Annotated in this window: 14 protein-coding genes; 5 read left to right on the forward strand and 9 right to left on the reverse strand. The window is 70.0% G+C overall.

The features are described 5' to 3' along the window. Positions 1–108: 108 nt before the first annotated feature. Positions 109–955, forward strand: a protein-coding gene (locus JOE53_RS12935; protein ID WP_233449959.1) for an IS5 family transposase whose coding sequence is annotated in 2 segments (ribosomal slippage) — positions 109–414 and positions 416–955 — 846 coding nt in all. Because the reading frame shifts where the segments join, the coding sequence is not laid out codon by codon here. On the opposite strand, the gene JOE53_RS12940 is transcribed toward JOE53_RS12935, so the two are convergent. After that, positions 936–1,265 (reverse strand): hypothetical protein, encoded by a 330-nt coding sequence (locus JOE53_RS12940; protein ID WP_026095586.1) that lies wholly within the window; start codon positions 1,263–1,265, stop codon positions 936–938. The genes JOE53_RS12935 and JOE53_RS12940 overlap by 20 nt on opposite strands. A gap of 63 nt (positions 1,266–1,328) precedes the next feature. After that, entirely contained in the window at positions 1,329–2,264 is a 936-nt protein-coding gene (gene murQ, locus JOE53_RS12945) for an N-acetylmuramic acid 6-phosphate etherase (protein ID WP_204947953.1), read from the reverse strand. Between the two features lie 127 nt (positions 2,265–2,391). Between murQ and JOE53_RS12950 the strand changes: the two genes are divergently transcribed. After that, positions 2,392–3,231, forward strand: coding sequence for a MurR/RpiR family transcriptional regulator (locus JOE53_RS12950; RefSeq protein WP_204947954.1), 840 nt, complete (start codon positions 2,392–2,394; stop codon positions 3,229–3,231). Positions 3,232–3,404: 173 nt separating this feature from the next. Next, positions 3,405–4,760, forward strand: coding sequence for a uracil-xanthine permease family protein (locus JOE53_RS12955; RefSeq protein ID WP_204947955.1), 1,356 nt, complete (start codon positions 3,405–3,407; stop codon positions 4,758–4,760). Positions 4,761–4,826: 66 nt separating this feature from the next. On the opposite strand, the gene JOE53_RS12960 is transcribed toward JOE53_RS12955, so the two are convergent. From JOE53_RS12960 to JOE53_RS12980, 5 genes are all read right to left on the reverse strand, one after another. Continuing rightward, on the reverse strand, positions 4,827–5,840 hold the full coding sequence (locus JOE53_RS12960; protein ID WP_039413784.1) for a LacI family DNA-binding transcriptional regulator: 1,014 nt from the start codon (positions 5,838–5,840) through the stop codon (positions 4,827–4,829). Positions 5,841–5,843: 3 nt separating this feature from the next. Then, positions 5,844–7,352 carry a GH1 family beta-glucosidase gene (locus JOE53_RS12965; protein ID WP_204947956.1) on the reverse strand — a complete coding sequence of 503 codons (1,509 nt, stop codon included), beginning with the start codon at positions 7,350–7,352 and terminating at the stop codon, positions 5,844–5,846. A 29-nt stretch (positions 7,353–7,381) separates the two neighbouring features. Then, positions 7,382–8,299: a carbohydrate ABC transporter permease gene (locus JOE53_RS12970; RefSeq protein ID WP_204947957.1), complete on the reverse strand. Its 918-nt coding sequence runs from the start codon at positions 8,297–8,299 to the stop codon at positions 7,382–7,384. Next, the gene (locus JOE53_RS12975) at positions 8,296–9,396 is read right to left on the reverse strand and encodes a carbohydrate ABC transporter permease (RefSeq protein WP_204947958.1); all 1,101 of its coding nucleotides are present in this window, start codon (positions 9,394–9,396) and stop codon (positions 8,296–8,298) included. Before JOE53_RS12975 ends, JOE53_RS12970 begins: the two co-directional genes overlap by 4 nt. A gap of 86 nt (positions 9,397–9,482) precedes the next feature. After that, a complete protein-coding gene (locus tag JOE53_RS12980; RefSeq protein ID WP_204947959.1) occupies positions 9,483–10,757 on the reverse strand; it encodes an ABC transporter substrate-binding protein in 1,275 nt (424 codons plus the stop codon). A gap of 345 nt (positions 10,758–11,102) precedes the next feature. Here JOE53_RS12980 and purS point away from each other — a divergent pair, with 345 nt between their 5' ends. Both purS and purQ read left to right on the forward strand, forming a co-directional pair. Next, a complete protein-coding gene (gene purS, locus JOE53_RS12985) occupies positions 11,103–11,348 on the forward strand; it encodes a phosphoribosylformylglycinamidine synthase subunit PurS (protein ID WP_036289123.1) in 246 nt (81 codons plus the stop codon). Further along, complete coding sequence (purQ, locus tag JOE53_RS12990; protein WP_036321138.1) at positions 11,345–12,052, forward strand: phosphoribosylformylglycinamidine synthase subunit PurQ; 708 nt, start codon at positions 11,345–11,347, stop codon at positions 12,050–12,052. Before purS ends, purQ begins: the two co-directional genes overlap by 4 nt. 554 nt (positions 12,053–12,606) lie before the next feature. On the opposite strand, the gene JOE53_RS12995 is transcribed toward purQ, so the two are convergent. Together JOE53_RS12995 and JOE53_RS13000 are read right to left on the reverse strand one after the other, a co-directional pair. Next, complete coding sequence (locus tag JOE53_RS12995) at positions 12,607–13,161, reverse strand: nucleotidyltransferase family protein (RefSeq protein ID WP_204947960.1); 555 nt, start codon at positions 13,159–13,161, stop codon at positions 12,607–12,609. Continuing rightward, complete coding sequence (locus JOE53_RS13000; RefSeq protein ID WP_204947961.1) at positions 13,158–14,249, reverse strand: XdhC family protein; 1,092 nt, start codon at positions 14,247–14,249, stop codon at positions 13,158–13,160. Before JOE53_RS13000 ends, JOE53_RS12995 begins: the two co-directional genes overlap by 4 nt. Positions 14,250–14,308 lie beyond the last annotated feature (59 nt).

A 14,308-nucleotide genomic window follows, 5' to 3' on the forward strand; every position in this document is an offset into this window, starting at 1 on the left:
ATGTTTAGCAACACGCCCTAGGGCGTGTTGATCAAGAGGTTCCGCTCCTCGGTGGGTGAGTCTTGAACGGTGACGCGACAGGAGATCTCTGACGAGGTGTGGGCCGTGATGGAGCCGTTGATGCCGACGGTGACCGGTCGGTCGCGGCCGTGGACGGATCACCGGCTCGCTATCGAGGGGATGGCGTGGAAGTACCGGACCGGTGCGCCGTGGCGTGACGTTCCGGAACGGTTCGGGAAGTGGAACTCGATCTACAAGCGGTTCAACCGGTGGGCCGGGGACGGCACCTGGCAGAAGCTGCTCACCGAGGTGCAGAAGCAGGCCGACGCCGCTGGGGAAATCGACTGGGTCGTCTCGATCGACTCCACGATCGCGCGCGTGCATCAGCACGGCGCGACCCTCGCCCGGGACACAGGGGGCTGTGCCGAATCACAAGAATCCGTGGTCCGAGCCGCCTGATCACGGGATCGGACGCTCCCGCGGCGGGCTGACGACCAAACTGCACCTGGTCTGCGACGGCCGCGGCCGGCCGCTGAGCATGATGATCACCGCCGGGAACATCAACGACACCACGATGATGAGCGCGGTGCTGGAGAACATCCGCGTTCCCCGCGACGGGAAGGGCCGCCCCCGCACCCGCCCCGACCGGGTGCTCGCCGACAAGGGGTACCCCTCAAGGGCGAACCGCGCCTGGCTCCGCGACCGGAGGATCGCGGCGACCATCCCCGAGCGGGACGACCAGATCGCGCACCGCCGCAAGAAGCCGGGCCGGCCGATCGCTTTCGGCGACAAGCAGAAGGAACGCTACAAGGGACGCAACGTCGTAGAACGCTGCTTCAACCGTCTCAAGCAGTGGCGCGGCATCGCGATGCGCTCGGACAAACTCGCCCGCAACTACCGAGCCGCCGTCAGCCTCGCCGCGGCGCTGATCTGGATCAAGACCGATCTCCGCTGAGCGCTTCGCGCTCCTGCAGCGTGCGCTCAAGCTGTCCCACCGTCGGCGCACCCGCAAAGCCGCGCTCGGTCAGATAGACCCTGCACGCCAAGTCGGCAGTGTTCCCCTGGGACGGGAACAAGTCCTGACCGTCCAGAAGAATCGTGGGCGAGCCCGCGAAACCAGAGCTCACCGCCTCAGCCTCGGTGCGGATCAACACGAACTCCACCGGAACATCGCCCCGTCCGATCGAGTCGAGCACCAGCCGTACTCGATCGCCCGCCTCCTGCCAATTCGGGCAATCCTCGATATGCAGCACCTGGATCTTCACACGCCCATTCTCCCGCGCAACTCGCGGCGGCTGGCCACCCCGCACCTTCTTGATCAACACGCCCTAGCGCTGGTCGGTGGGGGCGGCGCCGGCGGGGGCCGCGTCGTCGATGGCGGCGCGGACGAAGCCGTGCGCGTCCGCGAGTCGTTCGCGGGCGGCGGCGGCGCCGATTCCGCAGAGGACCGCCACGATGGCGGTCTTCGCGTGGCCGTCGGCGTCGGCCAGTGCGCTCTCGGCGCGTGAGCGGTCGCATCCGGTGGCGGCCTGCACGATGCGGACTGCGCGGTCGACGAGCTTCTCGTTGGTCGGGCGGACATCGACCATGAGATTGCCGTAGACCTTGCCGAGGCGCACCATCGTCGCCGTGGAGATCATGTTCAGCACCAGCTTCTGACTCGTGCCCGCCTTCAGCCGAGTGGAACCGGTGAGCACTTCGGGACCGTTGTCGATCTCGATCGCGACGTCGGCATGCTCGCTGATCTCGGCATTCGGGTTGGCGGCAAGGGCCACCGTCGCCGCGCCGATCGCGCGCGCGTGGTCGAGGCCGCCGATGACGTAGGGCGTGCGGCCGGAGGCGGCGATTCCCACGACGACGTCGGCAGCGCTCAGTTCGATGGCCTGCAGGTCGGCGACGGCGAACTCGACGGAGTCTTCGGCGTTCTCCACGGCCTCGAACATGGCGGCGCGCCCACCCGCGAGCACCCCCCGCACCTGTCCCGGATCGGTGCCGAAGGTGGGCGGGCACTCCGCGGCATCCAGCACCCCGAGCCGTCCGCTCGTGCCGGCGCCCAGGTAGATGAGCCGGCCGCCGGCGCCGAGGGCGGCGACGGCGAGATCGACCGCACGGGCGATCTGTCCGATCGCGGCGGCGACGGCCACGGGCACGCGGCGATCCTCCTCGTTCATCGCGGTGAGCAGCTCGGTGACGCTCATGGCGTCGAGCGCCCGGGTACGCGGGTTCTGCTGTTCCGTGGTGACGGCGGACACGGGAGCGGTCATGCGGCCTCCTCGTCGGTGGCGGGCCCGTCGCTGCTGCGCGGGCGTGAATGACTATTTCATAATGTCGACAAAATGTGAAGCATGATTTCATGGAACGTGGGAGACTGGCGCAGACCCGGGAGGCGACATGGACGGCGACGTCATCGAGGCGATCCGCACGGCCGTGCCGCGTCTGCGTCCCGCGGAGTCGCGGGTCGGCACGATCGTGCTCCGCGATCCGGATGCCGTCGTCAGCGCGACCGTGGCCGAGCTCGCCGACCATGCCGGCGTCTCTCAGGCCTCGGTCGTGCGCTTCTCCAAGGCGCTCGGCTTCGCCGGTTTTCCGGCGCTGCGGATGCAGTTGGCCCAGGAGCTGTCGCGCAACGCGGCCGACCTGGAACGTTCGGACATCGCCGAAGGACAGCTCAACCCCTCGGACTCACTGTCCGACATGGTCTCCAAGGTCGCCTTCCACGAGGCGCGCACGATCGAGCAGACCGCGCGGCTGATCGACCTCGCGGCGCTGGAGGAGGTCGCCGGGCGCATCGCCGCGGGCGCGCGCGTGATCGCGGTCAGCGTGGGCGCGTCGGGCCTGGCCGCCGGCGACCTGTCGCAGAAGCTCCAGCGCATCGGGGTGAACTGCCTCAACGCCCCCGACACGCATCTGCAGCTCGTTCACGCCGCGCTCGCCGACACGGATGCCGTCGTCATCGCCTTCTCGTTCAGTGGGGGCACCCGCGACGTGCTGCACGCGGTCGAGGTCGCCGCCCGCACAGGAGCCCTGACCGTCGCCGTGACCGGCGACCCCGACTCGGCGCTCGCCGACGCCTGCGACCTCGTGCTGCGCACACCCGCACGGGAGGCGACGCTGCGCGCGGCGGCGCTGGCCAGCCGCATGGCGCAGCTCGCCGTCGTCGACTTCCTCTTCCTGAGGGTCGGGCAGCTGCGTTTCGATGATCTCGGATCGGTGCTGGACGCCACTCGATAGGCCGTGACACCTCAGCATCTGCCGCGGGGCGAGCGCAACTGAGACCGGAGCGCTCTTTCACGGCGCGCGTGCGCGGCTCACAGCCCGCTCCCAGGTAGCCTGACCTGGGCATCGGCCGCCCGTCCCATCCCCCGCCGTTTCGCCGACCGCACCGCCGAAGAAGGAGCACGACCATGCCCATCTGGACTCAGCACGGAGACGGCCGCACCGTCGAGCCCGGCGCCGTCGTCAAGCCGCACGAACGCCTCGGCTGGCCGGCGACCATCGCGATCGGCGCCCAGCACGTGGTCGCCATGTTCGGTGCGACATTCCTCGTGCCGCTGCTCACCGGGTTCCCGGTCTCGACCACGCTGCTGTTCTCCGGTATCGGCACCCTGCTGTTCCTGGTCCTCACCGGCAACCGCCTGCCCAGCTACCTCGGCAGCTCGTTCGCGTTCATCGCGCCGATCCTCGCCCTCGGCCCGGGCGGCGGCAAGGCGCTGGAGACCGGCGAGCAGATCAGTCAGGCCCTGCTCGGCGTGTTCGTCGCCGGCGTGCTGCTGGCCGGCATCGGGTTGCTCGTGCAGGCCACCGGCACCGGCTGGATCGAGAAGCTCATGCCGCCGGTCGTCTCGGGCGCGATCGTCGCACTCATCGGCCTGAACCTCGCCCCCGTGGCGTGGACGAACTTCCAGCAGGACGCGCTGCTCGGCGGCATCACGCTGGCCGCGTGCATCCTCTTCGCGGTGTTCTTCCGTGGGTTCCTGGGCCGCATCTCGATCTTCCTCGGCGTCGTCGTCGGCTATGTCGTGGCCGCGCTGATGGGTCGCGTGAAATGGGACGGCGTCGCGGATGCCGCGTGGGTCGGCCTCCCCCAGTTCCACCTGCCCGCGTTCGGCGACGCGCACGCCTGGGCGATGCTGCCGATGTTCCTGCCCGTCATCCTCGTGCTGATCGCCGAGAACGTGGGCCACGTGCGCGGCGTCGCCACCATGACCGGCGACCCCTCGATCAACAAGCGCACCGGTCGCGCGCTGATCGCCGACGGCCTGGCGACCACCATCGCGGGCTTGGGCGGAGGCTCGGGAACGACCACGTACGGCGAGAACATCGGCGTCATGGCCGCAACCCGTGTGTACTCGACGGCCGCCTACTGGGTCGCCGGCACCGTGGCGATCCTGCTGGCCTTCTCCCCGAAGATCGGCGCAGTGATCTTCGCGATGCCCGCGGGCGTGCTCGGCGGCGTGACGACCGCGCTCTACGGCCTCATCGGCGTCATCGGCATCAAGATCTGGGTCGACAACCAGGTGGACTTCTCCCGCCCGGTCAACCAGTACACGGTCGCCGTGGCCTTCGTCATCGCGATCGCGGGCTTCACGATGAACCTCGGAACGCTCAGCTTCGGCGCCATCGTCCTGGGCACCGTGACCGCTCTCGTCATCTACCACCTCGGCAACGCCATCGCCCGGGCGCGCAAGACCGGCGCGGATGACGGCGGGCCGATCGTGCCCATCGGCCCGCTCGGCGGCGACCCCGAGAACGTCGGCTGACGCTCAGCGCCGGATCGACTGACGAGGGGCGGCGCCGACCGACGCGGCGCCCCGCGGATGCCGGGGTCAGGCGGAGTCGCGGACGATGAGCTCCGTCGGCAGGATCGTCACACGGTCGGGCGTGCCGCCGGAGAGGATCGACAGCAGCATGTCGGCCATGCGCTCCCCCTGCTCGTGGGAGGGCTGGCGCATCGTCGTGAGCTGCGGGCTGACGGTGCGCGCGACGGGCGAGTCGTCGAAGCCCACGATCGCGACGTCCTCGGGAACGCGGATGCCCGCGCGTCCGAGCGCCGCGAGCGCACCGCGAGCCATCAGATCGCTCGCGACGAAGAGCGCGTCGAACTCCACTCCCGTTTCGAGGATCCGCTGCATCGCGGCCGAGCCGCCGTCGGCCGTGAAGTTGCCGTCCTCCTCGGCGACCGGCTCGAGCCCGGCGGCGGAGAGCGCATCGCGAAAGCCCACGAGACGGTCGATGCCGGCCGGCATCGTCACAGGGCCGGCGATCGTCGCGATGCGGCGGAAGCCTCGACCGATCAGATACTCGGTCGCCTCTCGTCCGCCGGCGACGTTGTCGACGTCGACGTAGTAGTCGCGTTCGCGCTCCCGCACGGGACGGCCGCCGTAGACGACCGGCACGACGTGCGCGATGCGGTCGATGAACGTGTCGCTCGTGTGGTGCGAGACGACGATCGCACCGTCGACGGCGCCGCTGCGCACGTATGCCGAGGTCTTGTCACCCGGATCGTCGCTCGCGATGATCAGGTTGAGCACGTACTCCGACCGGCTGAGGCGCGTGTTGATTCCCGACACGACCGAGGCGAAGAACGGGTCGCCGAAGAACCGGGTGGTGTCCTCGGGCACGACGAGTGCGATCGCCATCGTGGCGCGGCTCGCGAGCGAGCGCGCGGCACGGTTGGGCACGTAGTTCAGGTCCGCGATGGCGCGCCGCACCGCTTCCAGAGCCGCCGGGCTCACGGCCGTGGAGCCGTTGACGACGCGGGAGACGGTCGACCGCGACACTCCCGCGGCGGCCGCGACTTCTTCGATCGTCGGGGCGACTCGCGGGGTGTCGATGGTCACGGGCTACCTCTGAAGCGTCGAGATCGGAGCGCCGGGGTGCGGGACGGTCCCGGAGACCGGAACCGCCGCGTCGTCGAGTGCGCGGGCGGCGATGACCCGACGATACTCCAGCGCGCTGTCTTTCGCGGTGCGCACCTGGGTGTCGTAATCGACGTGGACGATCCCGAAGCGCTTGGCATATCCCCAGGCCCATTCGAAGTTGTCCAGGAGCGACCAGTAGAAGTACCCCCGCACGTCCACGCCCGCATCCGCGGCATCGAGGATCGCCTCCAGATGGGCGAGCAGGAACTGCGTGCGCTCGAGGTCGTGCACGCGGGCGACGCCGTCCTCGACGACGAGTTCGTCGTCGTAGGACGCGCCGTTCTCGGTGACGTACAGGGCGGTGCCGGCCGGCTGGGCGTACTCGGCCCAGACGCGCTGCAGCAGACGCGTCAGCCCCTCGGGCTGCACCTCCCAGTGCATGTTGGTGCGCGGCAGACCACGATCGTGCCAGTAGATGCCCTCGTGCGACGGGAAGGGGGATGCCGCGGGCCGGTCGGTCGGCGCGTCGCCCGGCAGCGGTGGCTGCGGGTCGGGTGCGCCACCCACGAACTCGCCGTGGTAGTAGTTCACCCCGAGCGCGTCCAGCGGCTGCGAGATGGTCGCCAGGTCACCCGGCTGGTTCGCCTCGTCGAGGGCGTCGATGGCCTCGGGCGCGACGGCGCGGATGTCCTCGATCACATCGGCGGGGTACGCGCCGCGAAAGATCGGATCGAGGAACCACCGGTTGAACTGCCCGTCGATGCGGCGGGCAGCATCGGCATCCGCGGCATCCGCGGGGTCGACGGCGTCGGCCACGGTGAGATTCAGGGTGATGCCGAGGCGCAGATCGGCGTCGCGCTCACGGAGCTCGCGCACGACCGCGCCATGGCCGAGCATGAGGTGGTGGGCGGCGAGCACGCCATCGGTCGCGCTGTAGCGGCCCGGCGCGTGGATGCCGGCGGTGTAGCTGAGGAACGACGAGCACCAGGGCTCGTTGAGCGTCGTCCAGTTCTGCACCCGGTCGCCCAGCGCGTCGTGAACGCTCAGCGCGTACTCGAGGAACTGCTCGCTCGTGGAACGGACGGTCCAGCCGCCCTTCTCCTCGATCGCCTGCGGCATGTCCCAGTGATACAGCGTGAGCCACGGCAGGATGTCGTTGGCCCGCAGCTCGTCGACCAGGCGCTCGTAGAAGTCGAGCCCCTTGCGGTTGACCGGCCCCCCGTCGGGACGCACCCGCGACCACGAGACCGAGAAGCGATACGTGTCGAGACCGAGGTCCTTCATGAGGGACACGTCGTCGCGGAAGCGGTGGTAGTGATCGCACGCGACATCACCGTTGTCGGCGGCGATCACGGCGCCGGGCACGCGGCTGAACGCGTCCCAGATGGATGCCGTGCGACCGTCCTCGAAAGCAGCGCCTTCGATCTGGTACGCGGCGGTGGCCGCGCCGAAGAGGAAGCCCTCCGGGAAGGAGCGGGAGAACTCTGTCATGAGTCGACCTTTCTGAAGCGGTCGGGCGCTCAGCCCTTGACCGCGCCTTGCATGATGCCACTGACCAGCTGCTTGCCGGCGAACACGAATAGGATCAGCAGCGGAATGGTGGCCAGGAGCACACCCGCGAGCACGATCGAGTAGTCGACGAAGTAGTTGGACTGCAGGAGCGACAGCGCCACAGGGAGCGTCGGGTTCTGCCGGTCGAGAACGATGAACGGCCAGAAGAAGTTGTTCCACGCCGACACGAAGGTGAACAGCGCGAGCATCGCGGCGGCCGGTCGCGCGGCCGGCAGCCCAACGGTCAGGAAGGTGCGGAACGAGCTCGCCCCGTCGACGCGGGCCGCCTCGATCAGCTCGTCGGGCACCGCCTGGCGCAGGTACTGCGTCATCCAGAACACACCGAACGCGCTCACGAGGGCGGGCACGATGATCGCGCCGAGCTGACCGGTCCAGCCCATGTCGCTGAACAGGATGTACAGCGGCACGACGCCGAGCTGGGTGGGGACGGCCATCGTCGCGATGACGAAGACGAGCAGCCAGCTCGATCCCTTGAACGTGAGCTTGGCGAACGCCCAGCCTGCGAGCGTGGAGAAGAAGACGACCGAGATGGCGATCAGGCCGGAGCTGATGATCGAGTTCCACAGGGCCATCCAGAAGTTCACGGCGGGATCGTTCATGACCTTCGCGGCGTTGGCGAAGAAGTTGCCGCCCGGGATCCACGACATGTTGGGGTCGCGGATCGTGTACGAGTCGCCGGATCCGATCAGCAGCGACCAGTAGAAGGGAAAGAGGCTGCCGACGAGCACGGCGGCGAGGCACGCGTAGACGATCCAGCCCGGGCGGGTGCCCTTGACGTGGCGCGGACGACGCTTCTTCTCGCCCCGGCCCGGGGTCGGCAGCGCGTCGTCGACGACGGGGACGGCCTGTTCGTTGAAGACGCTCATCGCGTCACCTCCGCTGATTCGTTCGTGCGACGGGGTTCGGATGCCGCCGCGCGATCGGCGGCGACCGCGGCACGGGCTGCGCGTCGGGCGGCGCGCATCTGTGCCCGGGTGAGGGTGTTGCGGCTTCCTTCGTCGCGCACCAGGTTGCGGGTGATGAAGAGGTTGATGACGCCGATCACCAGGATGATGATGAAGAGGATCCAGGCCAGCGCGGCGGCGCGGCCCAGGTTCCACTGGCCCCAGCCGAGGTCGTAGAGCCAGAGCGAGATCGTCAGCCACTGGTTGTTCGCGCCGCCGGTGCCGGTCTGGTCGTACATGCGCGGCTCGTCGAAGATCTGCAGGCCACCGATGGTGGACGTGATGATGACGAAGATCAGGGTGGGGCGCAGGCTCGGCAGGGTGATCGCGAAGAACTGGCGCACCTTTCCGGCTCCGTCGACGGTCGCGGCCTCGTAGTAGTCGCGCGGGATGGCCTGCATGGCCGCCAGCAGGATGAGGGTGTTGTATCCGGTCCACCGGAAGTTCACCATCGTGGCGATCGCGATGTGGCTGGCGAAGGTGTCGGAATGCCACATGACGGGAGGCAGCCCGATGCTGCTCAGCCAGGTGTTGATGATGCCGTACTGGTCACCGAACATGTTCGAGAAGATCAGGGCCACGGCGACCGGGGCCATGACGTAGGGGACGAGTACGCCCATGCGCCAGAAGGTCTTGGCCCGGATGTTCTGATCCAGCAGCGCCGCGATGAACACGGCGGCGATGAGCTGCGGCACCGACGACAGCAGGAAGATGCTGAAGGTGTTGCGCAGCGCCGCCCAGAACTTCGGGTCGGAGATCACGGTGGCGTACTGGTCGAACCCGACGAACGTGCCGGAGTTTCGCACCAGGTCCCAGTCCATGAAGGAGATCACCGCGGTGTACCCGATCGGGAAGAGCCCGACGACGAGGAACAGGATGAAGAACGGGGAGATGTAGAGGTACGGCGAGAGCTTGAGGTCCCACGAGCTCAGCCGGCTGCCGAAGCCGATCCGTTTCGACTGACGCGCGGCGGTGGCGGCGGTGCCGCGCACGCGCGTGGAGGTTCTGGTGGTGTCCACTCTTCAGTCCTTCGATCTCGTGGTTGAGGCAGGGAGCGGGCCCGGGAGGGTCCCCCGGGCCCGCTGTCACATGTCTGCCGTCGTCCTTACTTGATGGCGGCGACTTCCGTCTGCCACTGCGCCCACGAGGCGGTCTTGTCCTGCGTTCCCTCTTCGACGCGCGTCAGAGCCTTCTGCATCGCGTCGTTGATCTGGAAGTAGAACTGGCCCTTGAAGGGCGACACGGTGACCGCGTTGGCGCGGTCGGTGAGGATCTGGCCCACCGGAGCGTTGTTGAAGAACTCGTTCTTCGAGCTCAGCAGCGTGTCGGACTTCATCGCGTCGACCTGGCTCGGGAACGTGCCGGCCGCCTCGAACGCCTTGAGCTGCGTGTCGGGGCTGGTCAGCCAGTCGGCGAGCTGCTGGGCAGCCGCGACGTTCTTGCCGTTGGCGGGGACGGTGAGGTACGAACCGCCCCAGTTGCCGCCGCCGCCGGGGAAGACGTTGGCGATGTCCCAGCCCTTGACGTCCTTGGCGTTACCGGAGATGACACCGAGCATCCAGCCCGGGCAGAGCATCGTCGCGAACGAGCCGTTGGACAGGCCGGCCATCCAGTCGTCGGACCACTGGCTGAGGTGGGCGGACTGCGTCTTGGCGGCGTCGAGCACCTGGTTGTAGATCGTCTCGACCTGCGGGTCGATGGTGATCTTGCCGTCCGAGGGGTTCTCGTACGCGGCCTCGACCTGGTTGATCATGCCCTGGTAGGTGCCGCCGGCGGAGTCGAAGAACGCCTTGCCGGTCGCGGCGGTGTACTTGGCACCGGTGTCGAAGTAGGTCTTCCAGTCGCCGGTGAGCAGCTTCGCGACCGACTCGCGGTCGGTCGGCAGGCCCGCCGCGGCGAACAGGTCGGAGCGGTAGCAGACGCCCTCGGGGCCGATGTCGGTGCCATAGCCGATGAGGTTGCCCTTGGGGTCGGTGGCGGCCTTGGTCTTCCAGTCCAGCCAGCGGCTCTTCAGGTCGGCGGGAACGGGCGCGAGCAGGTCGGAGTACTTCATGACCTCGGGCAGCCAGTCGACCTCGATGGCCTCGATGTCGGCGAGGCCGGTCTTGCCGAGCTTCTGGAAGTAGTTGGCGCGCGCGTCGTTGCTCGTGGCCGCCTTGTTGTGCACGATCGTGACGTTCGGGTGCTCCTTCGTGTACTCGGCGAACAGGGCGTCCGAGTATCCGAAGTCGTTGAAGGTCGCAACGGTCAGGGTGACCTTCTCGTTGGGGTCGGCCGTGGCTGCTCCGCCGCCGCCACCGGCGCAGCCGGCGAGGACGAGGGCGGAGGTGGTCGCGACGCCGGCCACGAGGCCGATGCGCCGCAGTGCGCGTGTGTTCACGTGTCACTCCTTTGTGGATGTGTTTCAGGTGCGTGGGTTGCGTTCCCGTCTCCCCGCGTTTGCCGCGTCGCTATCGGAATGGGAGCGCTCTCACCGGACACCGACGACGTTATGGGATCGCTCCCAGGAAGGCAAGGGAGCGCTCCCATGAGCCGATCACGGTTGCGTAACGACAGCCGTGGCAAATCGACGGCATCGGCTCCGCTCGGCGTCGTCCCGCCAACGGATGCCGAGGGCCGGATGCCCGTAGACTGAGAGCGACCCCTTCCCTCCCGCGGCGCACCGGCTCCGGCATCCGTCGGCGGGACGACCCCGCGGCCGTCAGGCGGCCCTCAGGAGGACCGAATGCCCACCATCGTCGTCGATGTCATGCCCAAGGCCGAGCTGCTGGACCCGCAGGGCAAGGCCGTCGCCGGCGCCCTCGGCCGCCTCGGTGTGGAGGGCTTCTCGGCCGTCCGCATCGGCAAGCGCTTCGAGCTCACCGTCGACGTCGCCGACGAGAAGACGCTCGAGACGGTGCGCACTCTGGCCGACGAGGTGCTCTCCAACGCGGTGATCGAGGACGTCGTGGGCATCGAGGTCGTCGAATGACCGCACGCATCGGCGTCATCACCTTTCCGGGCTCGCTCGACGACGGCGACGCCCAGCGGGCGATCCGCCTCGCCGGCGCCGAGCCCGTCGCCCTCTGGCATGGGTCGCACGACCTCGAGGGCGTCGACGCGCTCGTGCTGCCGGGTGGCTTCAGCTACGGCGACTACCTGCGCGCCGGTGCGATCGCCGCGCTCGCACCGATCATGACCGAGGTGAAGGACGCGGCCGCCAAGGGCATGCCCGTGCTGGGCATCTGCAACGGCTTCCAGATGCTCGTGGAGGCTCATCTGCTGCCGGGCGGTCTGATCCGCAACGCCCACCAGCAGTTCATCCGGCGCGACCAGCGCCTGCGCGTGGAGAACGCGTCGACCGCGTGGACCTCGGCGTTCGAGACCGGCCAGGAGATCACCATCCCCCTCAAGAACGCGGACGGCGGCTACATCTGCTCGGCCGAGACGCTGAAGCGAATCGAGGGCGACGGACTCGTCGCGTTCCGCTACCTCGGCGTGAACCCCAACGGCTCGCTGGACGACATCGCGGGTCTCACGAACGAGCACGGCAACGTCGTCGGCCTCATGCCCCACCCCGAGCATGCGGTGGAGCCGGGCTTCGGCCCGAACACCCCCGACGCGATGCGCTCGGGCGTGGACGGACTGGGCTTCTTCACCTCGGCGATCGCCGCCGTGGTGGGCGCCGCCGCCTGAGCGCCGCCGCCGCCGCTGCTGCTGCTGCCATCGCCGCCGCTGTCATCGCCGCCGTCGCCATGCCGGACTGCAAGGCCCCGCGGGCGACACGCGGGTGAGGTGCGCCGGCGGGCGGCGTGTTGCGCGGCATCCCTTGCAGTTGGGTCGCGGATGCGGCGACGTGGGGCGGTCGCGGGCGAAGCTCGGGTGGGGCGCGGGCGCCGCGGTCTGAGCGCCGCCGCCATGCCGAACTGCAAGGCCCCGCGGGCGACACGCGGGTGAGGTTCGCCGGCGGGCGGCGTGTTGCGCGGCATCCCTTGCAGTTGGGTCGCGGGTGCGGCGACGTGGGGCGGTCGCGGGCGAAGCTCGGGTGGGGCGCGGGCGCCGCGGTCTGAGCGCCGTCGCCATGCCGACCTGCAAGGCCCAGCGGGCGACACGCGGGTGAGGTTCGCCGGCGAGCGGCGTCTTGCGCGGCATCCCTTGCACTTGGGTCGCGGGTGCCGCGCGGGCGCGGCGGGGGTGGGGTGGGCGCGGCGGGCGACGGGTGGGCGCGGCGGGCGCGGCGGGGGCGGGGGTCAGTCGGAGGTGTCGCGGTCGCGGCCGTGCCACAGGTCGGCGCACTCCACCCGTTCGGCGCCGTGCGCCCGCAAGTACGCGCCGGCGCCGCGGTCGCCCGTCAGCGCACCGGCCACCCGCGGCCCGTGCGCCCGGCCGATCAGCACCGGGTGGCCCGGGCGACCCCGGTACACGGCCTGACGCAGGGCGTTCGCGTCGGCATCCCGCATCATCCGACGACACGCCGATGCCGGCAGCTCCGGCACATCCACGGGAACGAGGAGCGCAGCGACGGCACCCGAGACACCGGCCGCCTCCAGCCCGAGACGGACGGATGCCGACAGCTCACGGCGCCCGTCGGCGACGCGCACCACGACGGCACCGGCCGGCACGAGCGGCTCCGCCTCGTCGGCTCCCGTACCCAGCACGACGACGACCGGCTCGCACCCGGCGGCACGGAGGGTGCCGACGGCGAGAGCCAGCCACGGCTCGCCCGCGGCGGTGCGGGCCAGCGCCTTCGGGCCACCGAAGCGGGTGCCGGCGCCCGCCGCGAGGACGATCCCGCAGACCGTCATGAACGCCCGGCGGGCGCCCGGCCGACAGCGCTGATCGGCGCGCAGACCGCGGGGCTCGCCGGCACGGTCACCGCCTGCCCCCCGCCGCGAGCGGCGGCGTGGACGGGTCCGGCCAGACCCGACAACCGTGCACCCGACCCGCCGCGGCGGTCGGCGACGATCTCGGCGAGGATCGACAGGGCGGTCTCGTCGGCGCAGACGCCGCCGAGGTCGAGGCCGATCGGCGAGCGCAGTCGTGCGAGCTCGGCGTCGCCCACGCCGGCGTCGCGGAGGCGGCGGAGCCGGTCGTCGTGGGTGCGGCGGCTGCCCATGGCCCCGACATAGTCGGCGGGCGAGCCGAGCGCGACCCGCAGCGCGGGAACGTCCAGACGCGGATCGTGACTCAGGACGCAGATCGCCGTGGCCGCGTCGAGCCGCTCGCCGGCCAGATAGCGGTCGGGCCAGTCGACCACGACCTCTGCCCCGGGAAAGCGGTCGGCGTTGGCGAAGACCTTCCGCGGATCGACCACGCTCACCCGCTGCCCCATCGCCTGACCGAGTCGGGCGAGCGCGACGGCGAACTCCACGGCGCCCACCACGATGAGCCGCGGGCGTGCGCCGACCTCGACGACGATCGCGTCGGCGTGCGGCGCGGCATCCGCCCCCGACGCGTCGGCGGTCCCGTGCTCGACGACACCCGTCCCGCGGAGAGCGCCCGACGTCACGAGACGGAAGCGGGTGGGGATGCCGGCGGCATCCCGCTCGGCCAGCAGTGCGAGCTGGGCCGCCGCGGCGCTGCCGGGCGACACGGGACGCACGAGCACCTCGACCGCTCCCCCGCAGGTGAGGCCCGCGGCGAGGCCCTCGCCGTCGCTGTAGCCGAAGCTGTCGACCGACACCGCTCCGCTGTCGATCGCCTCGAGACACCGCTCGTAGACGGCGCCCTCGACACACCCGCCCGACACGTTTCCGAACACCGCGGCATCCGAGACGATCATGCTCGCCCCGACCGGCCGCGGCGCGCTGCCCGAGACCGCGACGACCGTCGCGATCGCGAACGCACGCCCCTCGCGCACCCACTGGGCCGCCGGGGACAGGATCTCGCGCATGGTCGTCACCGTAATCGCCGCTCGTTGCGAGCCTGTTGCGTGCGCGTGAAACACGGGCG

The organism is Microbacterium laevaniformans (assembly GCF_016907555.1).
Lineage (GTDB): Bacteria > Actinomycetota > Actinomycetes > Actinomycetales > Microbacteriaceae > Microbacterium > Microbacterium laevaniformans.